18 protein-coding genes and 3 pseudogenes are annotated in these 24,498 nt (G+C 72.6%); 7 read left to right on the forward strand and 14 right to left on the reverse strand.

Annotated features, from left to right (window positions below; genetic code table 11):
- Positions 1–4: 4 nt before the first annotated feature.
- On the reverse strand, positions 5–745 hold the full coding sequence (locus CFP65_RS02065; RefSeq protein ID WP_104820581.1) for a BBE domain-containing protein: 741 nt from the start codon (positions 743–745) through the stop codon (positions 5–7).
- On the opposite strand from CFP65_RS02065, the gene CFP65_RS02070 reads away from it, so the two are divergent.
- Positions 660–1,205, forward strand: coding sequence for a hypothetical protein (locus CFP65_RS02070; RefSeq protein WP_104814471.1), 546 nt, complete (start codon positions 660–662; stop codon positions 1,203–1,205). The two genes, CFP65_RS02065 and CFP65_RS02070, sit on opposite strands and share 86 nt — an antisense overlap.
- On the opposite strand, the gene CFP65_RS02075 is transcribed toward CFP65_RS02070, so the two are convergent.
- Together CFP65_RS02075 and CFP65_RS02080 are read right to left on the reverse strand one after the other, a co-directional pair.
- A complete protein-coding gene (locus CFP65_RS02075) occupies positions 1,162–1,953 on the reverse strand; it encodes an IS5 family transposase (RefSeq protein WP_104820582.1) in 792 nt (263 codons plus the stop codon). The two genes, CFP65_RS02070 and CFP65_RS02075, sit on opposite strands and share 44 nt — an antisense overlap.
- A 269-nt stretch (positions 1,954–2,222) precedes the next feature.
- Positions 2,223–3,770 (reverse strand): recombinase family protein, encoded by a 1,548-nt coding sequence (locus tag CFP65_RS02080; protein ID WP_158701986.1) that lies wholly within the window; start codon positions 3,768–3,770, stop codon positions 2,223–2,225.
- Positions 3,771–3,858: 88 nt separating this feature from the next.
- Between CFP65_RS02080 and CFP65_RS02085 the strand changes: the two are divergent.
- Positions 3,859–3,996: pseudogene (locus tag CFP65_RS02085) on the forward strand (exodeoxyribonuclease III); the annotation flags it as partial.
- Between the two features lie 159 nt (positions 3,997–4,155).
- On the opposite strand, the pseudogene CFP65_RS02090 reads toward CFP65_RS02085, so the two are convergent.
- The 5 genes and pseudogenes from CFP65_RS02090 to CFP65_RS02110 all read right to left on the reverse strand — a co-directional run.
- Positions 4,156–4,798 (reverse strand): annotated as a pseudogene (locus tag CFP65_RS02090) (LLM class flavin-dependent oxidoreductase); the annotation flags it as partial.
- 107 nt (positions 4,799–4,905) lie between these two features.
- Positions 4,906–6,594 (reverse strand): ABC transporter ATP-binding protein, encoded by a 1,689-nt coding sequence (locus CFP65_RS02095; RefSeq protein ID WP_104814473.1) that lies wholly within the window; start codon positions 6,592–6,594, stop codon positions 4,906–4,908.
- A complete protein-coding gene (locus tag CFP65_RS02100; RefSeq protein ID WP_104814474.1) occupies positions 6,591–7,580 on the reverse strand; it encodes an ABC transporter permease in 990 nt (329 codons plus the stop codon). The genes CFP65_RS02095 and CFP65_RS02100 overlap by 4 nt, the downstream gene beginning before the upstream one ends.
- Positions 7,577–8,599 carry an ABC transporter permease gene (locus CFP65_RS02105; protein ID WP_254552172.1) on the reverse strand — a complete coding sequence of 341 codons (1,023 nt, stop codon included), beginning with the start codon at positions 8,597–8,599 and terminating at the stop codon, positions 7,577–7,579. The genes CFP65_RS02100 and CFP65_RS02105 overlap by 4 nt, the downstream gene beginning before the upstream one ends.
- 12 nt (positions 8,600–8,611) lie before the next feature.
- A complete protein-coding gene (locus CFP65_RS02110) occupies positions 8,612–10,321 on the reverse strand; it encodes an ABC transporter substrate-binding protein (RefSeq protein ID WP_104814475.1) in 1,710 nt (569 codons plus the stop codon).
- 722 nt (positions 10,322–11,043) lie between these two features.
- Here CFP65_RS02110 and CFP65_RS02115 point away from each other — a divergent pair.
- From CFP65_RS02115 to CFP65_RS02130, 4 genes and pseudogenes are all read left to right on the forward strand, one after another.
- Entirely contained in the window at positions 11,044–11,922 is an 879-nt protein-coding gene (locus CFP65_RS02115) for an ABC transporter substrate-binding protein (protein ID WP_104814476.1), read from the forward strand.
- A 64-nt stretch (positions 11,923–11,986) separates the two neighbouring features.
- A complete protein-coding gene (locus tag CFP65_RS02120; protein WP_104814477.1) occupies positions 11,987–12,781 on the forward strand; it encodes an amino acid ABC transporter permease in 795 nt (264 codons plus the stop codon).
- Positions 12,774–13,544: an amino acid ABC transporter ATP-binding protein gene (locus CFP65_RS02125; RefSeq protein WP_104814478.1), complete on the forward strand. Its 771-nt coding sequence runs from the start codon at positions 12,774–12,776 to the stop codon at positions 13,542–13,544. The genes CFP65_RS02120 and CFP65_RS02125 overlap by 8 nt, the downstream gene beginning before the upstream one ends.
- 18 nt (positions 13,545–13,562) lie before the next feature.
- Positions 13,563–14,446: pseudogene (locus CFP65_RS02130) on the forward strand (isopenicillin N synthase family dioxygenase).
- Positions 14,447–14,716: 270 nt separating this feature from the next.
- Here CFP65_RS02130 and CFP65_RS02135 read toward each other — a convergent pair.
- Positions 14,717–15,058 (reverse strand): hypothetical protein, encoded by a 342-nt coding sequence (locus tag CFP65_RS02135; protein WP_104814480.1) that lies wholly within the window; start codon positions 15,056–15,058, stop codon positions 14,717–14,719.
- A 158-nt stretch (positions 15,059–15,216) separates the two neighbouring features.
- On the opposite strand from CFP65_RS02135, the gene CFP65_RS02140 reads away from it, so the two are divergent.
- A complete protein-coding gene (locus CFP65_RS02140) occupies positions 15,217–16,134 on the forward strand; it encodes a glutaminase (protein WP_104814481.1) in 918 nt (305 codons plus the stop codon).
- Between the two features lie 87 nt (positions 16,135–16,221).
- Here CFP65_RS02140 and CFP65_RS02145 read toward each other — a convergent pair whose 3' ends face one another.
- The 5 genes from CFP65_RS02145 to CFP65_RS02165 all read right to left on the reverse strand — a co-directional run bounded on the left by CFP65_RS02145 (position 16,222) and on the right by CFP65_RS02165 (position 24,495).
- The gene (locus CFP65_RS02145; RefSeq protein ID WP_104814482.1) at positions 16,222–17,349 is read right to left on the reverse strand and encodes a class I SAM-dependent methyltransferase; all 1,128 of its coding nucleotides are present in this window, start codon (positions 17,347–17,349) and stop codon (positions 16,222–16,224) included.
- Positions 17,346–18,530, reverse strand: a complete 1,185-nt coding sequence (locus tag CFP65_RS02150; RefSeq protein ID WP_104814483.1) for a glycosyltransferase — start codon at positions 18,528–18,530, stop codon at positions 17,346–17,348. The genes CFP65_RS02145 and CFP65_RS02150 overlap by 4 nt, the downstream gene beginning before the upstream one ends.
- Positions 18,531–18,585: 55 nt before the next feature.
- A complete protein-coding gene (locus CFP65_RS02155) occupies positions 18,586–19,425 on the reverse strand; it encodes an alpha/beta fold hydrolase (protein ID WP_104814484.1) in 840 nt (279 codons plus the stop codon).
- Between the two features lies 1 nt (position 19,426).
- A complete protein-coding gene (locus CFP65_RS02160) occupies positions 19,427–19,681 on the reverse strand; it encodes a phosphopantetheine-binding protein (protein ID WP_254552805.1) in 255 nt (84 codons plus the stop codon).
- 68 nt (positions 19,682–19,749) lie between these two features.
- Entirely contained in the window at positions 19,750–24,495 is a 4,746-nt protein-coding gene (locus tag CFP65_RS02165; protein WP_104820585.1) for a type I polyketide synthase, read from the reverse strand.
- Positions 24,496–24,498: the final 3 nt, after the last annotated feature.

Raw genomic sequence — 24,498 nt, forward strand, 5'->3', positions numbered from 1 at the left:
CCGGTCAGCCCTCTCGTCTTCGGCCCAAGCGTTGATCAAGATCCAGGAAGGTCCCGCCGCAGACGGCATTGCACAGCTCAACATCAATGCCGGGACCGAACGGTGGAGCTCGGCCGTCTCGCCCAGCACGGCGGACCTGCGCTCGGCGACTGCCAACGGCGTGAATGCGATGGCGCGTCCGGCGCAGGAGACCGCGAGACGTGACAGTCGCACGCGGTCGAGCCGGGCAGTCCCGAAGTGCTGCTGTCCTGAGGTCGTCAGGTCTGCATATGTGTGGCCCCTCAGGATTCTGGGGTCGTGACGGCCTGGGGGTAGCGGAAGAAACCGTGGGATCGTAATGGCGCTTGACCTCGGTGAGGCGCTCGTAGTTGTCGCCGTAGTAGGCGTGCTGCCAGCCTGACAGGTCGGGGAAGTTGACGTAGGCGGGGTCAGCGCCCAGGCGACGGCGCAGGCCTGTTCTGGCGATCAGACATGCAGAGCCTGCGTAGTCGGGGATCTCGGGTCTGCCACGACCCCGGTGAACCGACCTACGCCGTGCGGCCGGCTCAGTGGCTGTTGTCTTTCCTGACTTGAGAGCTGTGTTTCCGCTGGTCAGGCATAGGGGCGGTGGTCTCGGGGAGTGGTGACGTGTCGTGTCGTCGCTCTGGTGGAGGTCAAGGATGCCGTCGGTCGTGGGGCTGCTGGAACAGCGTGAGCTGACCGCTCGCCGTCGTGTGGATGAGCTGCGGGAGGAGGCGGACCGTATCCAGGCCGAGCTGGTCGCGGCCGAGCGGGAGTGGAGCGAGTGGGTCATCGCCCGTTCACGCGTCGGCGAGGTGCTGTCCCCGGGCGAAGGAGACATCGCCGGCCCGGACGCCGTCGAGAAGCCGTCGGATCGCGGTGAACCGCCGGCGCTGCCTGCATCTTCGGCAGCGGCGAAGCCGAAGTCGGTGGTGCCGATGTGGCGTGCGGGTCTGGCCCGGTCGGCACTGTCGGCGGACTACCAGCGCATCGTGCAGGCTCTCGCGGACCGAGGCCGTCTCGGTCAAGGCCCGCTGACCTGCCAGGAGATGGCCGCCTGCTTCGGCCTGGACCCGGTGCCCGCGAAGATCGAGGCGTTGCGGTCGAAGGCGAAGCGGCTGACAGCGCGCGGGTGGCTGGTCGAGCCGGAGCCGGGCCGGTTCACGCTCGCGATGGCCTTGGCCGGGCCAGGCGGCGGGTCATGAGCATCGTCGCCGACCAGTAGACCATCGCCTCCGCGCTGCCGGTGGACCGTTCGAAGTCCCGCACGAGGCGGCGGCTTCGCATCAGGTGGGCGAAGAACCGCTCCACGATCCACCGCTTGGGCAGCACGACGAAGCCGCGCATGTCGTCACTGCGTTTGACGATGGCCAGGACCAGGGCGAGGACGGTGAAGCCGTACTCGACGAGGCTGCCCGTGTAGCCGCCGTCGGCCCAGACCAGCGCCAGCCGGTGGTGTGCGGCGGCCACCTGGGCGAGCAGAACCTGCGCGGCGGCGCGGTCGCCGATGTCCGCTGCGGTGACCATCACCGCGAGGAGCAGGCCGAGGGTGTCGACCACGGCGTGCCGCTTGCGGCCATTGATCAGCTTGCCGCCGTCGAAGCCGCGGCTGTCACGGCCGACGACGGCGTCCGCCTTGACCGACTGGGAGTCGATCACGCCCGCGCTCGGCTCCGGGTCCCGCCCGGCCTGCTCGCGGGCCTTACGGCGGAGCCGGTCGTGCAACTCCCGGACCAGACCGTGGTCACGCCAGCGCCGGAAGAACGCGTAGACCCGGTCCCACGGCGGGAAGTCAGCCGGCATGGCCCGCCACTTCGTTCCGTTGTCGACGAGGTAGCGGATCGCGTCCAGTATCGTGCGGTGGCAGTACGCCTCCGGCTGCCCGCCCCGCCCGCGCAGCCAGCCCGGCACCGGCAGCAGCGGCCGCACCACCGCCCACTCCGCATCGGACATGTCGGTGGGGTAGCGGCGCACACGGACCCCGTGGTCGACGGCGTTCCCGAACCGGTGTGCCAGGCAGTCACACGCGAGAGTGACCGAAGTGGACCCCGGTCCCGCGATGCCGTAGAAGTGGGACAACAGGGCCTCCTGGACCGCTCTTTGGCGTAGACACCCTTCGAGCTACCAAGAGGCCCTGCTTTCATGCGCGGCGGCCGCTGCGCTCACCCGATCGAGACCCCCGTTCGACCCGCGCCCCTCAAGATCGAAACGACAACAGCCACTCATGCCAGCCGTCCAACACGCGCTTCGAGTTCGGCAGGCAGGTACCAGCCCTCGATGTCGGGTGTCATGTAGAGGCGGGCCTTGAGGCCAAGCAGGAGCTGGCGGCGGTGCTCTTGGTCGGCCTGGGTCCAGGCGTCGGCGAAGGTCTGGCCGGTCTCGACCTCGACCCAGGCGGATGGGCGTTGTGGAAGGGCGGCGAGGCGGCGGCGTTCGTCGACGAGGACTTCGAGGGCTTCGGAGTACTCGTCGTCCCCGCCGGGGTAGTCGAACAGGTTGCGGCGCTTCTCCTCCCGAAGATCCTTCATCGCCACGGTGACGTGGTTGAGCTGCTCGGTGTGATCCTCACCGGGGATGAACCTGCGCACCGTCATCGCCAGCCCAGCCAAGCGCTCCACCAACGCGGTGATCGCGGCGGTGACGCGCTCGCCCTTGACGGACTGGCCCTTGCAGGCCGGCTTCCCCGCGGTCTTCGCGCAGCGGTAGTACTCGTAGACCTTCCCGTTCTTCGCGAGGTTCACCTGCCGGTAGAACCGGTCCCCGCAGCGGTCGCAGTGCGGCACACCCAGCCACGGCGAGGCGCCGTTCGAGCGCTCCTTCGTGATCCCGCGATCGTCCATCACCGCCTGGACCGCCGCCCACTCCTCCTCCGTGAACAGCGGCTTGGCCATCCGGATCGGCAGACCCTTCGCGTCGCGCGCAAGCTTTCGCGTCTTCACGGAGCGGCCTGTCAGCTTCAGGCCCATCGTCGCCGGCGAGCGCAGGATCTTGCCCACGCTGGTGGGGTTCCAGTGGTTCGACGGCGGCGTCCTGCGCTTGCTCGTGTAAGTGTCGCCCTGGTTCTTGTACGCGTGGGTCGCCGGGGTGTCGAAGCCGGCGGCCTCCAGGGCCGTGGCGATCATCCACTGGCTCTGCCCCTCCAGCAGCAGCTTGCCCATGTACCGGACGGCTTCGGAGGAGACCGGGTCCGGCTCGAGCGTCCGCCCGCCGCCGGGCCTGTCGACGATCCGGTACCCGTACGGCGGCTGGCCCCCGGCCCACCGGTCCGTCTTCCGCAGATGCCTGTGCGCAGCCGTCACCCGCGCCTTGATCCGCTTGAGCTCCATCTCCGCGAAGATCGACGCCAACATCAGGAAGACCTTGGCAAGCTCGTTCCCGAAGGACGACTCCCTCCCCTGCCGGTAGTCCAGGGTGATGCCGTCGTCCGTGAAGACCAGGACCTTGTGGTTCTCCTCCGCCCAGTGCGCCACGTCCGCGCAGTCCTTCGCGGATCGGAACGCCCGGTCGACCTTGGCCCACACCAACGCGTCCCACTCGTCCTGCCGCTCGGTCAGCCACGGCCCCAGGTCCGGGCGCTTCCACGGCGTAATCTCAGCGGAGACATCGAGGTCCTCGAAGGACCCGACGATCTCCCACTCCTTCGCCAACGCGTGCCGGGTCGCTGTCTCCGCCTGGATCAGGTGCGAGACCTTGCCCTCGTTGCCGTGCGTGTCCGAGACACGCGAACCCACCACTGCCCGAACCGGCGCCGAAGCCGTCATGATGCCCATGGGCATCCCCCTACCGCCCAGGCCAGCAGGAACCCCCGAACAGGCCGCACTCGAACGGGTGGACCTTTTGGAAAAGGCGTCGTTCCGCTGGCGCATCGACCTCCTGACCGTCAGCCCGAAGCTCGCAGCCACCTGCACCGCCGCCCACGTCGAACGCGCCGCCACCCACGCCGAGCGCTGGTCCGACCACGCTCCCGTCACGGCGCACTTCGACCACCAGCTGTAAGCACGTGGTGCCCCGGCATCAGCCGGGGCACCGTCGCGACTGCCCGGGATCCTCGGCCAGGCTGTGCAGGATCGCCCGTGCTGCCGCATCGTTCTGACGGAACGCCGGACCGCCCTCCTCACCGGCCGGTAGTGCACGGAGCGGGCCGGCGGTCCCCCCTCAGACGGCCGGTCGCCAGCCGAGGGCCGAGCCCAGCTCGGTGGCCAGGTCGGTGAGGATCTGCACGTAGTCCTCGGGCTCGAAGCTGGACGGGAGGGCAAAGGCGACCTCGTCCACCTCGCGGAGAGCGGGGTGGCCGTAGAGCTGCTCGGCGAGTTCGGCGGAGCTGCCGACCAGGTCGGGGGCGAAGACCAGGCGGGCCGGGCCCTGCGGGGCGGTGTACGCGGCGTGCGGCGGCGAGCGTACTCGGCGTACTTCGCGCGCTGGACGGGAGTGGCGCTGTCGGTGGGGATGACGACCAAGCCCTGGGGGACCCGGGCGCGCTCGCCGTCGGGGTGGTGGGCGCGGGAGGTGCGGATCTGCGCGAGCTGGACCTCGGCGAACTGGTCGGACTCCTCCACCTTGACCACGCTGCTGGTCAGCAGGTTCATCCCGCTCTCCCCGACCCAGCGCGCGGAACGCAGGCTGCCGCCGCACCCGCGCACAGCCGAAGTCATCGACCCCGGCAGTGGCCGGGTAGAGCGCCGCCTTGACCTGCTCGTAGTGGATCGGCGGGCCCACGCTGACCGGGGTTGAGTCGCCCACCGGACAGCAGATCGACGGTCGCCCGGTCCTCGGCCAGCCGCAGCGGGTTCTCCCGCCCGCATCACCCGACCCGGCGGCTGACACCCTTCACCGCTTCGATCCCACGAAGCCCCAGCTCGCTCCGTCAGCAGCAAATCTGTCAGCCCATCAGCATCTGCCGCCGCCTCAGGATGCCACGACCGGTGCCGCCTTCTCCCGCCACCGAAGTTCGGTGCGGGCCGCGCGGCGCTCGGCGGCCGCTGCGGGATCCGGCACCGGCACGGCGGCCAGCAGCCGCCGGGTGTAGCGGTCCTGAGGAGCCGCGAAGACGTCGTCCACCGGGCCCAGTTCCACGATCCGGCCGCAGCGCATCACAGCGACGCGGTCGCTGACCTGCCGGACCACGGCGAGGTCGTGGGCGATGAACACCAGGGTCAGCCCGAACTCCGCCTGGAGCTCGGCGAGCAGGCGGACCACCTGGGCCTGGGTGGAGACGTCCAGCGCGGAGACCGGTTCGTCGCACACGACCAGTTTCGGCCGCAGCGCCAACGCCCGTGCGATGCCGACTCGTTGCCGCTGGCCACCGGAGAGCTCGTGCGGGTACCGGGAGTACCACTGCGGCTGCAGGCCGACCCGTTCCAGCAGGTCGGCGACCTCCCGGCGGACCTGCGCGTCGTCGGATCCGCCCTGTACCCGCAGCGGGTCGGCGACCGACTCGCCGACCGTGCGGCGCGGGTTGAGCGAGGAGACCGGGTCCTGGAAGACCATCTGCAGGTCCCGTCGCACCGGCCTGAGCCGCCGTTCACCGGCACGTGCGAGGTCGGTTCCCTCGAACCGGATCGTGCCGGAGGTCGGCTCGGCCAGCCGCACCAGCAGCCGCCCGAGCGTGGTCTTCCCGCTGCCGCTCTCCCCCACGATGCCGAGGGTTTCACCCCGGCGGATGTCCAGGCTCACACCGTCAACCGCGCGCACGACCTCGCGCCGCCTGCCGAACCCGGCCGGGACCGGGTAGTGGCAGTGCAGATCGGTGACGCTCAGCAGGACCTCGTCGGCCGTGACGGCCGTCCGCTCGCGCGGGCTGTCCAGCCGGGGCACGGCCTCGATCAGCTCCCGGGTGCGGGGCGCGGCGGGCGCGCCCAACACCCGAGCCACCGGGCCCTGTTCGACGACCCGCCCGTCCTGGAGCACCAGGACCCGGTCAGTGTTGCCGGCCACCACCCCGAGGTCGTGGGTAACCAGCAGCAGCGCCATGCCCTCCTCGGTGCGCAACTCGTGCAGCAGGTCGAGGATCTGCGCCTGCACGGTGACGTCCAGGGCGGTCGTGGGCTCGTCCGCGATCAGCAGTTTCGGCGAGCAGGCCAGGGCCATCGCGATCAGCGCGCGCTGCCGCATGCCGCCGGAGAACTCGTGCGGGTGGGCGCGGGCCCGCCGGGCGGCGTCCGGGATGCCGACCCGGTCGAGCACCTCGACCGCCCGCCTGCGCGCTTCGGACCGGGCGGAGCCGGTGTGCACCCGGTGGACCTCCGCGATCTGGTCGCCGATCGTCCAGTACGGGTCGAGCGCGGAGAGCGGGTCCTGGAAGACCATGGCGGCGCGGGCTCCGCGCAGGGCGCGCAACTGCTCCTCGGTGGCGGCGAGGACGTCGGTGCCGTCCACCCGGACGGTACCGGTGATCTCGGCTCCGCTCCCCCGGTGCAGGCCGAGCAGGGCGAACGCGGCGGTGCTCTTGCCGGAGCCGGACTCGCCCACCAGGCCGAGCGCCTCGCCGGCCCCGAGGGTGAAGGAGAGCCCGTCCACGGCCGTGAACGGCCGGCCATCCGCCGCGAAAGTGACGCGCAGGTCCCGGACCTCCACAAGTTCCTGACGGTCCGTCATGCCAAGCTCACTCTCGGGTCGGCCAGCGCGTACAGCACGTCCGCGGCGGCGTTCGCTGCCACGGTGAAGAAGCCCGCGAACAGGGTGACGCCGACCACCACGGGCAGGTCGGTCTGGCCGACCGCAGTGACCAGCAGGCGGCCCAGACCGTCGAAGCCGAAGACGGACTCGGTGAGCATGGCGCCGCCCAGGAGCCCGCCGACGTCGATGGCGAGCATCGTGACCACCGGCACCAGCGCGCCGCGCAGCGCGTGGCCCAGGACGATCCGGCGCTCGGTCAGCCCGTAGGCGCGGTTGGTCCTGATGTGGTCCTCCGCCATCGTCTCCAGCAGGCTGGTCCGGGTCATCCGCGCGTACGCGGCGGACAGGACGAGGGCGAGGGAGACCCAGGGCAGCACCAGGTTGGCGGCCCACTGCGCCGGGTCGGCGGTGAAGGCGGTGTAGCTGGGGAACGGCAGCCACTGGAGGGTGGAGCAGAACAGCATGATCGCCATCAGGCCGACCAGGAACACCGGAGTGGACTGGCCCGCCAGGGTGAGTGTGGTCAGCGCGCGTTCCGAGAACCGGCCGCGCCGCAGGGCCGAGAGCAGCCCGGTGCCGACGCCGAGCACCAGCCAGACGACCATCGCGCCGAGGGTGAGCGAGAAGTCGACGGGCACCCGCTGGGTGATCAGCTCCAGGACGGGCTGGTCACTCTGGAAGGAGTAGCCCAGGCAGGGGGCCGCGCACCGGACGGTCCCGGTACCCGTGTCGAAGCTCCGGCCGGCCACGAGGGCCCGGAGGAACTGCCCGTACTGCTCCCAGAGCGGGCGGTCGGTGCCGAGCTTGTGCCGGACGACCGCGAGGCGGGTGCCGTCGCAGCCCTTGCCGCAGACGAGGACGGCCGGGTCGTGGGGAGCCGCGTAGAAGATCACGTAAACGACGGCCGACATCGCGAGCAGCACCAGCGCGGTGTCGGCGGTGCGGCGCAGCAGGAATCGGATCACGACGCCGCCTCCCGCGGTCCGGCCTTCCCGCGCCGCGGGTCGATCCCGGCGCGCAGCCGCGAGCGGGCCCGCGGGTCGAGTGCGGTGCGGACGCCGTCGCCGAGGACGGTGAAGGAGAGAATGGTGACGAAGAGCAGTCCGGCGGGCAGCAGGACGTAGGCCGGGTCGGCCTGGAACCAGTCGGTGGCGCTGGAGAGCATCTGTCCCCACGAGGAGGTCGGCGGGCGTACCCCGACGCCGAGGAACGAGAGCCCGGCTTCGAGCGAGACGTTGACTGGCAGTTGCAGCACCCCGTAGGTGATGACGGGTCCGGCGAGGGCGGGCAGGATCTCCCGGCGGGCGACGCGCCACCGGGTCGAGCCGGCCAGCCGGGCCGCCGAGACGTAGTCGAGCCCGCGCAGGGTGAGCACCTGCCCGCGCACGATGCGGGCGGTCGTTCCCCAGCCGAGCACGCCGATCACCAGCATCAGCAGCAGCGGCCGCGGGAAGCCGCTCGGCACGACGGCCATCAGGGCGACGGCGAAGACCAGCGAGGGGAAGGCGATCGCGAGGTCCATCGTCCGGCTCAGCACGGTGTCGGCCGCGCGGTTGCCGAGGCCGGCGGCCAGGCCGATCAGCACGCCCAGGGTGAGCTGGACGGCCGTCGCGCCGATCGAGACGGCGAGCGAGATCTGCGCGCCGTAGACCAGGCGGGCGAGCACGTCGCGGCCGGTGCCGGGCTCCACGCCGAGCCAGTGTTGGGCGCCCGCTCCGCCGAAGGAGCCGATCGGCACGCCGCCGGTGGCGGAGTCGACCAGGTCGTTGTGGTACGTGGTGGGGTCCTGCCCCTCCGCCGCGGAGATCAGCGGTGCCGCGACCGCCGTCAGGACGAGCAGGGTGACCGCCACCAGGGCGACGGTCGCGGCGCGGTCGGCGCGCAGGCGCCGCCAGGTCTGGTGTCGTTCGGGCCGGCTCCGCCCGGCGCCCTGCTGTTCGGGGGCGCCGACCGGAAGCTGAGGACCCGTCAGGTCCTTGGGCAACGTGCCGGTTCCTTACTTGACCGAGATGCGTGAGAGGTCGTAAACGCCGTTCCACTGGCTGACATAGGCGTTCTTCACGCCCTTGCCGAACAGCCGCTCGTAGACCGGGTGGTAGAGCGGCACCAGGTACGCCTGCTTGCCGAGCTCGGCGTCGAGCGCGCCCCAGGCCTTCGCCGCCTGCGCCGGGTCGGTGAGCTTGTTGGCGGCGTCGATCTCGGCGTTGACCTGCGGGTCGTTCAGCTGGAAGGAGTTGTAGTTGCCGCCGTCTGCCAGGATCTGCCGTCCGTCGAACACCGGGGCCAGGAACGGCCCGCCGGAGGGCCAGTCGGCACCCCAGCTGGTGAGGAAGAGTCCCGGTTCGGTGGCCGGCTTCTGGTACTTGGTCTGGTAGTCGTCGTCCGCCGTGCCCTCCAGCTTGACGGTGATCCCCGCCTTGCCGAGGGCCTGCTGGACGGCCGCCGCCACCTCGGGGCCGCTGCCGTCGCCGGTCACGGTCGAGTGGTCGAGGGTGATGGTCAGCCCGCCCGCGTAACCGGCTTGCGCCAGCAGCTCCTTGGCCTTGGCCGGGTCACCGCTCTGGCCGGCCGGAAAGTAGTCGTACGGGGTGTGGCCGAAGGCGGCCTGGTCCGGCAGGAAGGTGGTGGCGGGCTTGGCGACCGCGCTGCCGCCGACCGCGTTGACAACCGACTGCCGGTCGATCGCGTACGCGATCGCCTGGCGCACCCGGACGTCGTCGAACGGCTTCACCTTCGGGTTGAAGGCGAGGTACTGGGTCTCGCCGAAGTAGCCCGTGACGACTCGGCTCTTGAGCGCGCTGTCGCTGTTCAGCTTCGCCAGCACCGAGGCGTCGACGTTGCTGTCGGTGGTCACCGCATGGGCGTCGTCGCCCGTTCCCGCCGCCAGGCGCTGGTTGATGACCGACTTGTCGAGGCCCGAGAGCACCTGGATCCGGTCCGGGCAGGCGAGGCGCTGGTCGTCGACGGAGCGCGACCAGCTGGGGTTGCGGTCGAGCGTGATGGTCTTGCCGCCGTCGTTGCTCACCACCTTGTAGGGCCCGGAGGAGACCGGGTGCTTCTGGTAGTCCGTGCCGGTGTCCTTGGACTTGGGCACGGGTGCGAACTGCGTGGCCGTCGCGAGGAACGGGAAGTCGCCCTCGGGCTTGCGCAGCTTGAAGACGATGGTGCTGTCGTCCGGCGTCTCGATGGAGGCCAGGTCGCCGCCCTTGTACGGGCCCTGGTAGGTCTCGCCGCCGACCAGCCAGTCCCGCAGGTACGGCGGGCCGCCGGGCAGCTCGGGCGCGAATGAGCGCTCCAGTCCGTACTTGATGTCGGCGGACCTGATCGGCGTGCCGTCCTCGAACTTCAGTCCGGGCCTGAGGTGGTAGGTCCACACGGTGGCGTCCTGGTTGGGCTCGCCGGTGTTCGTGGCCAGGTCGGGCACCACCTTGGCGCTGTCGGGGCCGTCGGTGATGTGGTTGCGCGTGGTCAGGGTCCGGAAGGTCAGCGTCGGCACCTTGCCGCCGCCGGAGGTGTAGAGCTCGGCAGGGTCGAAGTTGCCCTGCCCGCGGTGGTTGAGCACGGTCAGGGTGCCGCCCTGGCAGGCGTTCGGGTCGAAGGCAGCGCCCGCCGTCGCGCCCTGACCGCCGCCAGCACCGCAGGCAGCGGTCAGGCCGGTCAACAGTGCGATGGCCACAGCCGCTACGGCAGCCCTGCTCTTGATCATCTTTTACCTCAGGGGAGTTGCGTCGCAGACCGCCGCAACCGGCAGCCTGTCGGGGAGAGGGGAGACACTGCGGAATCGCCCGCGACCGGAGTCCGGCCCCCGCCCGGGAAGCCCTGATCAGCCCTCTCCTTGCGAGAGGGCGCGGGACAGCGGGGGTCGGGCCGGGGCTGCGAGGGGGGAGGACGCCGAACCAGCACGGCCCCGCCAGGGACCGACCGCCTCAGCGCCCGGACGTCACCGACATCGACAGGCGACGTGGTCCGCGAACGCGACGGGCACACCGAGTCGCGCGGCCACCGTGGCGGCGCGGAAGCAGGTGGACCTGGTCGCAGACATGAGGAGAACTTTGAGGTCCTATAAGAAGATAGTCAAGTCCGACTGACTCTCGGGCTCCCTCCTCATGGCCTCTCAGCTGCTGTCTTCACCGCCGGGGCCGGGATTTGACTCCGCCGCTGGTCGGCACGCATAGTGCCCGCATGGCTGGATACCTCGTTTCGCGCAGGCACATCGACCTGCGCCGTGTGACGGCGATGAGCTGTCGCCCCAGCTGCTGACCCGCGCCCTCATTCGGCACTGACGCCGAGCGCCGGTCCCCCTCTTCCGGTCTTTCTCATCCGCACCCCATCCGTGCGGTTTCACTGCTGCGCGCTGCCCCGGTCCCGCACGACGACGGGACGGGCTGCGGCACGCGTTCGTCTGCCACCACCACGCCTGGAGCCTCCATGCGCCCGCGTCGCGTCCTCGTCACCGCCCTCACCACCCTCGTCTCCCTGGCGTCGCTCACCGCTTGCAGCAGCACGTCCTCGGGGAGCAAGGCCTCGGACAACCCGTACCAGCTCGCCGAGCCCGGGACCATACACGTCGGCACGCTCTCCGACGCGCCTCCGAACGTGTACCTCAAGGACGGGAGGTTCACCGGTTTCGACAACGACCTGTTCACCGCCGTGGCCGCCAAGGCCGGCCTCAAGGTGCAGTTCGCCGCGACGGACTTCTCGTCCCTGCTGTCCCAGGTCGCCAACCACAAGTTCGACGTGGGCAGTTCGTCCATCACGATCACCGAGGCCCGCAAGAAGACCGTGGCCTTCAGCAACGGCTACGACTTCGGCTACTTCGGCCTCGACGTCCCGGCCGGCTCACCGGTCAAGACTTTCGACGACTTGACGGGCAAGCGCGTCGTCGTCGTCCAGGGGACCGTGCAGGACGACTACGCGACCAAGCACCACCTCGATCCGGTTCGGGTGCCCGACTACAACAGTGCGCTCAACCAGCTGAAGACCGGTACCGCCCAGGCCTGGATCTCGCCCGCGGAGATCGGCGAGAAGAGCGCCGCCGACAGCGGCGGCAAGGTGGTCCTCGCGCAGAAGCAGCTCAGCCCCGCCCCGACCGCCTTCGCCGTCGCGCAGGACCGCCCGCAGCTGCTCGCCGCGCTCGACAAGGCACTTGACGAGGTGATCGCGGACGGGACCTGGACCCGCCTGCAGGAGCAGTACTACCCGGGCCGGGCCGTGCCGGAAGGCTTCAAGCCCGGCGGCGGGTCCGTCAGCTACCCGCCGGTGACGGCCGGCGGCGGTTCGCCGACGGCGGCGAGCGCGACTCCCTGATCCGCTCCCTGATCTGATCTCTGATCAGCGAACGTTCCCGCGACATACCGGACAGGAGGCTGGCGTGGACCAGTTCAGCACACTGGTGGACACGTTCTTCAACTGGGGATCGATGCGCTCGGCGGTCTCCGACCTGCTGACGACCGGCGTGCCCAACACGCTGCTCCTCTCCGTGACCTCGGCGGCGATCGGCACCGTGCTCGGTCTGCTGCTGGCGGTCGCCGGGATCGCCAGGGCCCGCTGGCTCCGCTGGCCGGCCCGCGTCTACACCGATGTGTTCCGCGGCCTCCCGGCCGCGGTGACCATCCTGCTGATCGGCGTCGGGCTGGCCCCCGAGGGGCTGACGCTCTGGGGGCCGGACCCCTTCCCGCTGGGAATTCTCGCGCTCTCGCTGATCGCGGCCGCCTACTTCGGCGAGATCTTCCGCTCCGGCATCCAGAGCGTGGAACCGGGCCAACTCGAGGCGGCGCGGGCGCTCGGCTTCTCGTACGCCTCCGCCATGCGCCTGGTCATCGTCCCGCTGGGGGTGCGGCGGGTCCTGCCGGCCTGGGTCAACCAGCTGATCGCCCTGATCAAGGACTCCAGCCTGATCTACTTCCTCGGGCTCACCGCCGGGCAGCGAGACCTGTTCCGGATCGGCCAGGACTCCGCCGCCAACACCGGCAACGAGTCGGCGCTGGTGCTCGCCGGGCTGTTCTACCTGGTCCTGACCGTACCGCTGACGCACCTGGTCAATGTGATTGACCGTCAACTCCGAGACGGCCGAAGGGTTGTCGAGCAGAGCACCGCCCCGGCCGAAGCCGAACCCCGACCGGAACCCGTACCCCGTACCGCGTCCGAGGGACCGACCCATGTCTGACGAACGACCCGCCGACATCCCCGCGAGCGCAGCGTTCGCCCCGGTAAGCCTGGCGACCCGCGATCTCCACCTGTCCCTGGGCGGCAACCCGGTGCTGCGCGGGGTGGACCTCGATGTCCCACGGGGCGAAACCCTCTGCGTGATCGGGCCTTCCGGCTCCGGAAAGTCGACGCTGCTGCGAACGATCAACCGGCTCCTCGAGCCCGACCGCGGTGACGTGCTGCTGGACGGTGAGAGCGTGCTGCACCGCGATCCCGACCTCTTGCGCCGGCAGGTCGGGATGGTCTTCCAGCAGTTCAACCTCTTCCCGCACATGAGCGTCCTGCACAATCTCACGCTGCCGCTGCGTAAACTGCGTGGGCTCTCCCGCGAGGAGGCGGAGGAGGCCGCCCACCACCAGCTCGACCAGGTCGGGCTGCGGCACAAGGCCGGCGAACGGCCGGGACGGCTCTCCGGCGGGCAGCAGCAGCGGGTGGCCATCGCCCGCGCGTTGGTGATGGCACCTCAGGTCATACTCTTCGACGAAGCGACCTCCGCACTCGACCCGGAACTGGTCAAGGGCGTGCTGACCCTGATGGCCGACCTGGGCCGGGCAGGCATGACCATGGTGGTGGTCACCCACGAGATGGGCTTCGCTCGCGAGGTCGCCGACCGCGTCGCCTTCATGGACCGCGGAGCCGTCGTCGAGTCCGGCGCGCCCGACAGCCTCTTCGGCGCTCCGCAGAGCCCGCGGCTGCGGCAGTTCCTCTCGGACGTGCTCTGAGCTGGAGGGACGCCATCCATGTCGCAGCCCACCTCCATTCCAGTGATCGACCTTCCGCCCTCGACCGCCACGCGCTCCACCGCGCGGCCCGCGACGTCGGCTTCATCGACAACCTCAACTCACCGCACTTCCGCGGCTACACGCGGATCGGCAACGAGCGGACCCAGGGCCTCCGGGACTGGCGCGACCAGCTCGACATCAGCAACGAGCGGCCCGCCCACGTACCCGGTCCCGACGAGCCGCCGTACTGGTGGCTGGAAGGCCCGAACCAATGGCCCGACGCCCTCCCCGAGCTGCGCGGGATCACGCTCGCCTGGATGAACAGTCTCAGTGCGGTCGCCCACCGGCTGCTGCACGAACTGCTCACCGCGATCGGCGGCCCCGAGGACTTCTACGACGACGCCTTCGTCGGCAAGGCGCGCAACCACCTGAAGCTGGTGCGCTACCCAGGGCGCGCTCGGGAGGGAGAGGACCAGGGCGTGGGCGTGCACAAGGATTACGGCTTCCTCACCCTGCTGCTGACCGACGAGGTCCCCGGCCTACAGGTCGAGGCGCCCGGTGGAGCCGGGTACATCGACGTGCCCCATCTGCCGGGCGCCTTCGTGGTGAACCTTGGCGAACTGCTGGAGGTGGCCACCAACGGCTACCTCAAGGCCACCAACCACCGCGTGGTCTCCCCGCTGGGCGCGCGCGAGCGCTTCTCCGCGCCCTTCTTCTACAACCCCCGGCTGGATGCCCGCGTCGCCCCGCTGCCGTTCCCCGGCGCGGCGGAGGCGACGGGCGTCACCAGGGACCCGGACAACCCGCTGTTCGCGGAGTTCGGCTGGAACGAACTCAAGGGCTGGGCCCGCGCCCACCCGGAGGTCGTGAAGAAGCACCACCGCGAACTGCGGTTCGGGTAGTCGCGGGCGGGACATGCCGTTGGGCCTTGCTACCGGCTCCCTGCTCGCTCGTAGGGGATCTTCCCGGCCAGCATGCCGCGGGCGGCGTGCAGTTCCGCGGTGGCCGCAAGAGCGACGCGTCCGCGGAGGCCCTGTTCGGCCTCGCGGCTCGCGCTGCTCGGAAGCCGTTCGCTCCGCGGTCCGCCGCGCGTGGCGGGACGGCATGGCTTCTTCGGTAGCGGGCCGTTGGCCGGCCGGGATCGGGCAGCAGTCGCCTGGTGGAACAGCGCGTCAGCTGGGCCCCTGCGGCCACAGGGGGCGGGTCGGCCAGGCGATTTCGTGCAGCAGGGCGATGGCGTCCGCCAGGTCTCGCGCCGGGGTGCGGCAGCTGCGGCGTGCGGTGCGGACCTGCCAGGTGCCGGCACCGTCCGGGTGGGCGGTGCCGAGGCGAACGGGGCGGGTGATGTCGGTGACGTCCGTGATGGTCAGCGTTCCATCGGCCCCGGTGGCCCGGTAGCGGCGGCCCATGCACTTGATGTCGACGGGTCTCGGCGTCACCTCGATGGAGCTGCTCGCCGGGCCGGGTGATGGTGCGCCGGCGGGCTCCCGGGCCGGGAGGAGGTGCTTCAGCATCCGAGGGTTCGTCACTTTCCGGTTGTGCTTCGTGCCTGAACGTCACGATAGCGCGACCGGCAGTGTCCCGTGCCACGTTCGGGCGCTCTTCCCCGATCCAGCGACCCGGCGCATGCTGGTCCCCGGCAGGACAACGGCGTCCCGGCCATGGGGGGCACATGGATGATCGGGACCTGTTCGAGTGCATCACCCGCGCCGTCCAGCCGGTGCTGGCGCAGGGGCGGGTCGCAAGCTACATCCCGGCGCTGGCGGCGGTGGACCCGCACCGGTTCGGCCTGGCGATCGCGGACACCGACTCACGGACAGTGCCACGCGGGACCGGGGACTGGCAGGTGCCGTTCTCCATCCAGTCGCTGTCCAAGGTCTTCACCCTCGCCCTGGTCCTGGCCGCCGACGGCGAGACGCTGTGGAGCCGGGTGGGCAAGGAGCCCTCGGGCGCGGCGTTCAACTCCCTGGCACAGCTCGAGCGTGAGCAGGGGATCCCGCGCAACCCGTTCGTCAACGCCGGGGCACTGGTGGTCACCGACCGGCTGCTGACCCTGACCGGCGACGCCCGGGGCACCCTGCGCAACTTCCTGCGCGCGGAGAGCGGCAACCCCCGCATCGACTTCGACGCCGAAGTGGCCTGGAGCGAGAGCCGCCACGGACACCGCAACGCCGCCCTGGCCCACCTGCTCGCCGACCACGGCCGGCTCGACAACCCCGTCCCCGACGTCCTCGACCACTACTTCTGGCAGTGCTCCCTCGCCATGAACTGCCGCGACCTGGCCCTGGCCGCCGGCTTTCTGGCCCGGCACGGCCTGCGCGCGGACAGCAGCCGCCTGCTCACCGGCAGCGAGGCCAAGCGCGTCAACGCCGTCATGCTGATCGGCGGCACCTACGACGCCGCCGGCGAGTTCGCCCACCGCGTGGGCCTGCCCGCCAAGAGCGGCGTGGGCGGCGGCATCATCGCCGTCATCCCCGGCCGCTGCACCCTGTGCACCTGGGGCCCCGCGCTGGACGCCCACGGCAACTCCATCGCCGGCATAACCGCCCTCGACACCCTGACCACCGTCACCGGTTGGTCCATCTTCTGAAGGACAGTTCCCCCAGGTGGGCGCCACGGCGTCCGAGCAGGACCCCTGCCCGGGCCGGCGGTCGACCCGGTGCCGTGGGGGCTCGGATCACTCCCGGCGGGCCAGCAGCCGGTAGGCGTTCGACAGGCCGGTGCGGCCGGCGGAGCGGGCGGCCAGCCGGTCGAGCAGGGACGCGAGCAGCAGGACGGGTGCACCGGCCAGGAACACCGCCCCGCGCAGCGTCCGCCGCAGGCGGCCCGGCGGGGTGCCCGGCAGCCAGGGGGCGTCCTCGCGCGGCGCGGCCGCGTCGAGCAGCAGCCAGCAGGCGGCCAGCAGGTCCACCGGGTCATGCGGTTCGCGGTGCTGCTCCAGCACGACGGAGAAGCCGAGTTCGCCGAGCCGGCGGCGCAGGTTGGCGGCCGGCATCAGGTTCAGGTGCTGCGGCTGCAGCCAGGGCAGCCACCAGCGGCCCAGCAGGCGGGCGTAGCGGCTCTGCGGGTCCGGGACTTCGATCAGCAGCAGCCCGCCGGGGCGCAGCACCCGGTGGGCGGCGGCCAGCTCGCGGACCGGGTCGGTGCTGTGCTCCAGGTAGTGGAACATGCTCACCACCTCGTACCGGCCGGCCAGCCCGGGTGCGAGTTCGGGCAGGGAGCCCCGGAAGCCGTGCGCCAACCGGCCGCTGTGCTCGGCGAGTTCGGCGCCCTCGCTGAGGTCCAGGCCGTCGAAGGCGGTGTCGGGGAAGACCTCCCGGGCGGTCTCGCAGAAGTGGCCGTGCCCGGTGCCGACGTCGAGCCAGCTGACGGGCGCGGCGGCGAAGGGGGCCACCGAGCGGGCGCGGCCGCGGTAGGCCGCGGTGCGGGTGCCGAAGACCCCGCCGAGCCGCTGCTCGCCCAGGCCGTCGTAGAAGTCGCGGTAGTAGAACTCCAGCCCCTCGCCGGTCAGTCGGGGGTTCTGGAAGACGTGCGCGCAGTCCTGGCACTCGTCCAGGACGAACCGGCCCGGCTTGTGCTGCAGCAGGTCGGTGGTGCGCAGCCGGATCCGTAGCCGGTCGGAGCCGCACCACGGGCAGTCGGCGCGCCGCGCTTCGAAGAACCGCTCGGTGCCGTCGGCCAGTTCGGCCCGGTAGGCGGGTCGGCGGGCGGCGACCTGGCGAGCGCGGAGCGCGGCCTTGCCGGCCGCGGCCGGCGCCGGGGCCGGGCCTGAGGCGGGGGCTGACGGTGGTTCGGTGGTGGTCACGGGACCCTCCGGTCGGACAGGGCTTCGAGGTGGTCGGCGGCCCGGGCGGCGCCGCCGGCCGCGCGGAACGAGGCGCCGACCCGGCGTGCGGCGGCCCGGTGGGCCGGGTCGTCGAGGACGGCGTCCAGGGCCTGGCCGAGCCGGACCGCGCTGGTGCGGCCGAACCGCACCCGGACGCCCGCCCCGGCCGCCACCACCTGCCCGGCCACCACCGGCTGGTCGTCGCGGATCGGGGCGACCACCAGCGGGACGCCGTGCCAGAGGGCCTCGCAGACCGTGTTGTGCCCGGCGTGGCAGATCACGGCGGCGGCCCGCTCCAGCAGTTCCAGCTGCGGTACCGAGGGCAGGACCAGGATGTCCGGGTCCGGCGCCGGGGCGCCCAGGACCTCGCCGGGGTCGACGATCACGGCCTGCAGCCGCCCGGATCGGGCGCGCAGGGCCTCCCGGCAGGCCGTCAGGAAGGCCGCTCCGGTGTCGGTGTTGGCGGTGCCGAGGGTGACCAGCACCGTGGCACGGTCCGGGTCCAGCCACTGCCACGGGAAGGCCGGCCCCGTGCGGCGGGCCGCCACGGCCGGGCCGACGCAGCGGATCGGTCCGGCCGGGTCGGCGATCGGCCCGGTCAGCTCGGGGGTGGTGAAGGCGAGGGTCAGGTGCGGGGAGAAGCGCGGGTCGCCGGTGCGCTCCGGGTCGCCGATCCGTTTGCGCAGGTCGGTCAGCAGGTCGGAGATCCAGGCGTCCACCAGCGGCATGCCGTCCAGCGCTCCGGTGAACTCCGCCGAGGTGGTCGCGCTGGTGGCCCACGGCAGGCCGAACCGCTCGGCCACCAGCGCACCGGCCACCGCCTGCTGGTCCACCACCAGCACGTCCGGCCGGAACTGCTCCACCGCAGCTTCCACGCCGGGGGCCATCGCCTCGGCGAGCGGGATCAGGAAGTCCTCCCAGAGGAACTTCAGGGCTGCCGGGCCGCGCAGCTCCGGCGGCCGCTGCGCCGTGCCGCCGGGGCCGAACTCGGGTACGCCGCACGGGAAGACCACCGCCTCCGGCCCCGCGAGCGGGCCGAGCAGCTCCGGCAGACCGGCCCAGGCGGTCGGGTGTCCGCGCGCGGCCAGCTCGGCGGCGACGCCCACAGCCGGGTTGATGTGGCCGACCAGCGGCGGGACGACGAACAGATAACCGGTCACCGGACGCTCCACTCGAAGTGGCCGGCCAGGGACGGGACGAGGGACAGGTACCCGGTCACCGGACGCTCCACTCGACCTCGCGCTGCGGGAGGACGCCCCCGCGCAGCCGGATACCGTGCTCGCGCAGCCAGGACAGCGTGAGCTCGCGGACGGTCTCGGGGGCCTCGACCAGGACGGAGTGCTCCTGGCCGGGGACGAAGGTGCTCCGGCAGTCCGCCAACAGCCCGTCCAGCCAGTCGGCCTGGGGCGCGAGGTCGGACTCCGTCCCGTAGACGGCCAGCACCGGGCAGCGGATCGCGCGCAGTTCGGCCTCGGTGGGCAGCAGGCTGGCGGGGATGTCCCGGGCCAGCGAGGTGCCGGCCAGCAGGGCGCCGGCCGAGCGGGCCAGCCTGGCGGTGTGCGAGCCCCGCTGCCGCGCGACCCAGGCCAGCGTCTCCTCCTCCACCAGGTGGTGTTCGGCCTTCCGCAGGATGCCGTCCAGCTTCACCGACCAGGCGCGCGAGGCGGGTTCGGACTCGATCGCCAGGATGCCCGCGACCTGCGCCGGGCGCCGGGCGGCGAGGCCGAACGCCACGGTGCCGCCGAAGGAGTTGCCGACCAGGTGCACCGGGCCGGTCACGTCCAACCGGTCCAGCAGCGCCTCCAGGTCGTCGACGAAGTGCTCCAGGCGGTAGCCGCTCGGCGGCCGGGCGGTGCGGCCGTGGCCCCGGTGGTCGTACATCAGCACGTCCAGCCCGGCGGCGGCCAGCGCGGGGGCGAGCGTGAAGTAGTAGCTGGCGAGGCTGTCGGTCAGCAGCCCGTGCAGCAGGACGACCGTCGCGGCGGGCGGGCGGCCGTCCTGCGGGCCGAGCCGCTGCACGTGGCAGCGGAGCCCGCCGAGGTCGAGGAAGGCCATCTCAGCTCCGCCCGGCGGTCTGCAGGCGGTCCACCACGTGCCGGACCAGTCGGCCGACCGTCAGGCCGATGATCTCGTCGAGCTCCATGCCCGCGAGGAACTCGGCGAAGTTGATCCGGTCGCCCCAGCGCTCCTGGAGCTGCCCGGCCAGCGTGACCAGGTCGATGCTCTCCAGCTCCAGGTCCTCGGTGAACCGGGACTCCATGGTGACCTCGGCGTCGTCGAGGCCGTACTCCTCCAGCACGGCGGCCAGCATGGCGGTGATCTCGGTGAGGACCTCCTGCTCGGTGGGCGGTTGCAGGTCCACGGTCTGCTCGCTGACGGTCACTTGGCTGCTGTCCTCTCGTCGCGGTCGCGGCCGCTCTCGCTGTGGTCGCTGTGGTCGCTGTGGTCGCGGTCAGGGCCATCGGGGCCGTCGTCGGCCGGGGTCCAGGCGACGACGTAGCTGCGCTCCGGCAGGCCGGCCGGGCTGTCGACGCCGGTGCACCGCAGCCGGTGGGTGCGCGGTCCGGCCGGCCCGGCGGCCAGCACCGTCAGCACGGACGGTTCGGCCGCGACCACGGCGAAGTCGCGCGGCCGGCCCTGCAGGCCGGTGCCCGCGCTCTTGGCCGCCGCCTCCTTGGCCGCCCAGAACCGGGCGAACCAGAGCGCCTCGGAGCCGCCGTGGGCCCGTCGGCACTGCGCCAGGAGGGCCAGCTCCGCCTCACCGAGGGCGACCCGCAGGGTCTCCGCCGGGCGCTCCACGACCTCCTCCAGGTCGATGCCCGCGCCCGGCCCGCCGCCGGGACGGCGCGGGCGGACCAGTGCGACGGCCGCCTCGGCCCGGTGGGCGAGCGAGACCTCCAGCTCGGGCAGCGTCCGGCCGTGCACTCCGGCCAGCCGGGGGCGGCCGGAGTCCTCGTTGAGCACTTCGATCTCGGCCGGGAACACCGCCGCCTCGCCCTGCTGCCAGAGCAGGCGCCGCACCGCGTCCTTGGCCGCGATCCGGCCGAGCAGCCAGGCCCGACGCCCGCGCGGCGGCTGCCGCTCGTACCGGGCCCGCTCGGCGGTGCCGAGGTGGTTGCGCATGATCAGGTCGCGGGAGGCGAGGTCGGGCCAGCGCTCGTGCAGCAGCACCCAACCGCCGGGCTGCGGGCTGGAGAGGGTGTTGCGCTCGACGAACCGTTCGACGGGCCTGGTCTCGGGGTGGCTGTCGAAGCGGCGGTCCTGCCAGCCCTGCACCTCCGCCCAGACGGTGCCGCCGGACAGCAGCTGCACGTCGGCTTCCAGGACGGTGTCGGTGAGGCCGGTGATCCGGATGTGGCACTGCAGCTCGGCACCCGGCCGCGGCGGCGGGCCGTAGAAGCGCAACTGCCTGATGCCGACCGGGAAGACCACCGTCCGCTCGGTGTGGGTCGCCATGATCCAGTAGCCGAGCAGCTGGCCGACGTTGTCCAGCAGCGCGCCGGGCGCGGCCGGTGCGGTGATCACGCCGCGTACATGCGACGGCCCGAGGGCGGTCAGCTCGGTGAGGCCCTGGAACGCGGGGCCGTGGAACATCCACCGCTGCTCGTAGAGCCCGGCGGCGGTCAGCTCCGGCGCCCGCTCGGCCGAGGGGTCGACCGGCCAGGGGGCGGGTGGCAAAGCGTGATGGTCAGTCAGTTCGACCACGCCCCGGGCGAATCCGCCGAAGGCGGCGGCGAGGCGGCCGGAGCCGGCGTGCTCCAGAGTGATGTCGACCTCCAGCGGGTTCGCGGCCGGCACCCACTGCCCGAAGCGCAACTCGCTCAACCCGGTGGCCAGTCGGCCGGGGACCGCCCGCTCGGCGGCATCCGCCAGGTGCTGCACGATCGTGGTGGCCGGTACGACGGGCCAGCGGTCCAGCGGGTCGGGCCAGCCGGGGCGCTGGCGGAAGAAGCAGTGGTCGAGCAGGTAGGGCATGGTGTCGAGGGAGACGCGGAGTCTGCTGACGAGCGCTTGGCGGGGTGCGGCAGCTGCGGCGGGCGCGGCAGGTGCGGTGGCTACGGTCGGCACGGCAGGCGCAGCGGGCCCGACCGCCACGGCAGGCGCGGTCGGCACGACGGGCGCGGCGGGTGCGACCGACCCAGCGAGTGCGGCCGCAGCACCGCCCGGTACGACGGGCACGGCCGACGGCCGCCCCGCGCCGATCAGTTCGGCCGCTGCCCGCTCGGTCTCACGCAGCAGTGCGTTCAGTTCGGCGGCGACCGGCGAGCGGTCGGCGAGCGAGGCGAGGTCGGGCCCGGTCCGGCGGGCGGACGCCAGGTCGGCACGGAGCGCACCGAGGGCGACCGGGTCCAGCGAGACGAGCGCGCCGCCGAGGTCCAGCGGTACCGCCGGGTGGGGACGCTGCCCGGAGCCGTCGACCGGAGCCGGGGAGCCGGGGAGCGGTACCGCAGGGTGCGAGCGCAGCGGCGCAGCGGCTCGGACGGCAGCGGGCCGCAGGGCAGCCGGGTCCGGTTCGGCGCCGTCCACCCAGAGCGCGGCCGCCACCCGGCGCAGCTGCGCCAGCCCGTCGCGGTGCGGGGAGTTGGCCGGGATCGCCAGGTGGGCCCGCTCGCCGAGGGTGTCCCCCACCAGCGAGGCCAGCTGCCCGGTCCCCACCTGGACGAACGCCCGGAACCCGGCCGCGTACATCGCCTCGATCAGCGGCCGGAACCGTACCGGCTCAAGCAGGTGCCGCACGAACAGCGCGCGGACGGCCGCCTCGGTCGGCGGGAAGGGCGAGGCGGTCGTGCCGGACCAGACCGGCACAGTGGGCCGGTGCAGCTCGAACAGGTCGGCGGCCTGCCGGATCGGGTCGAGGTAGGGGGCCAGCATCGGGGTGTGGAAGCCGGACTGGAACGGCAGGACCTGCCCGAGCACGCCGCGTGCGCGGAACCAGTGCACCAGTTCGGTGACCGGCTGCTCCGGACCGCAGACGATCGACTGCTGCGGCGCGTTGTCGTGCGAGAGGACCACCTCGGACATGCCCTCGACCGTCGCCAGTGCGTCGAGCACCCGGTCGGCGGGGGCGCCGAGCGCGGCGAAGGCCAGCCCTGGGACGCGCAGCGAATCCGGGTCGAAGGCCGTCAGGAAGCTGTCCACCGAGGCGCCGGAGTACAGGCCGCCCGCGATCATGGCGGTCCACTCGCCCACGCTGTGCCCGGCCACGGCGTCCGGCCGGACGCCGATCCGGCGCAGCGCGGTGTCGAGCAGCCGCCCGACGGCGACCACGCCGACGCCGTGCCGCCCGATGTCGCCGACCTGGGCGGCATCCGCCGGGAGCGGGCGGGGCAGGCCGAAGTGGTCGGCGACCTCGTCCACCCGAGGGGTGAACTCGCCCTCCAGGCCGGGGAAGAGGAACGCGATCCGGCCGCCGGCGGCCAGCAGCGGCTGCGGCGTGAACCAGACGTCGCCGCGCCCGCGCCAGGCCCGCCCTCGGGCCACCGCCCGGCGGGCCAGCGCCAGCCGCTTCGGCGTCGGGTCGGCGATCGCCAACCGGCAGCTCGGCGCGCCGGCTCCCGGCTCCGCCGCCGCTGCGGCCAGCAGTGCCGAGTCCTCGGCCGCCAGCTGGTCGGCGAGCCGTTCGGGCCCGTCGGCGGCCAGTCGCAGCACGCGTTCGGGTTCGGCGACGGACAGGGCGGCGCGGCGGACGGCCCGGGTGGGGCCGGTGCGGCCCGGGGCCTGCTCCAGCACCACGTGGGCGTTGATGCCGCCGAAGCCGAAGGCGTTCACCCCGGCCCGGCGGGGCGGCCCGGCGGGGTCGGTCTCCCAGGGCTGCGCGGCGGAGATGGTGCGGAACCGGGTACCGGCCAGCGCCGGGTGCGGGTCCTCGCAGTGCAGGGTGGGCAGCAGTACGCCGTGGTGCACGGCCAGCGCCGCCTTCACCAGACCGGCCACGCCGGCGGCCGGCATGGTGTGGCCGATCATGGACTTCACCGAGCCGAGCACGGCCCGCTCCGCTCCGTCTGCGGGGCCGAATACCTCGGCCAGGGTGGCGAGTTCGGCGGCATCACCGGCCGGCGTGGCGGTGCCGTGGGCCTCCAGGAGGCCGAGCACGCCGGGCGCCGCCGGGTCGAGCCCGGCGGCCCGCCAGGCCGCCCGGACGGCTCGGGTCTGGCCGCCCGGGTCGGGGCTGGCCAGGGCCGCCGTCCGGCCGTCGCTCGCCACCCCGGTGCCCCGGATCACCGCGTACACCCGGTCCCCGTCCCGCTCGGCGTCGGCGAGCCGCTTGAGTGCGACCACGCCGGTGCCCTCGCCGACCAGCAGGCCGTCGGCGCCCCGGTGGAACGGTCGGATCCGCTGGCTCGGCGAGAGCGCCCGCAGCTGCGCGAACACGCTCCACAGGGTGACGTCGTGGCAGTGGTGCACCCCGCCCGCCAGCACCAGGTCGCAGCGCCCGCCGGCCAGTTCGCCGACCGCCTGGTCGACGGCGACCAGCGAGGACGCGCAGGCGGCGTCCACCGTGTAGGCGGGGCCGCGCAGGTCGAGCCGGTTGGCCAGCCGGGAGGCGGCCAGGTTGGGGACCAAGCCGATCGCCGACTCGGGCTGATCGGGGCCGAGCCGGTCGGTGAACGCGGCTCGGACTTTCTCCAGTTGACTATCCGTCAGATCAGGCAGCAGCTCCGCGAGGGTGCGCACCACCTGGTGCGCGCTGCGCACCCGCTGGTCGAGCCGGACCAGGCCCGGCGTCAGGTACCCGCCCCGGCCGAGCACCACCCCGATCCGGTCGCGGTCCGGCAGCCGCTCCGGGCCGCCCGCGTCGGCGATGGCCGCGGCGGCCACCTGGAGCGCGATCAACTGGTCGGGCTCGGTGGCCGCGACCGAGCTCGGCATCAGGCCGAACCGGGTCGGCTGCACCTCGGCCAGGCCGTCCACGAAGCCGCCGCGTCGGCAGTAGATCCGGTCCGGCGCGGCCGTTCCGGTGGCGCCGCCGGGGTCGTAGTAGTCCGTGTCCCAGCGCCCGGCCGGGACGTCGGTGACGGCGTCGACCCCGTCGACCAGGTTCCGCCAGTAGGCCGCCAGGTCGGGGGCTCCCGGCAGCAGGACCGCCATGCCCACCACGGCCACCGGGGTGGCTGCCCGCTGCATCAG

The sequence above is a fragment of the Kitasatospora sp. MMS16-BH015 genome (assembly GCF_002943525.1).
Classification (GTDB): domain Bacteria; phylum Actinomycetota; class Actinomycetes; order Streptomycetales; family Streptomycetaceae; genus Kitasatospora.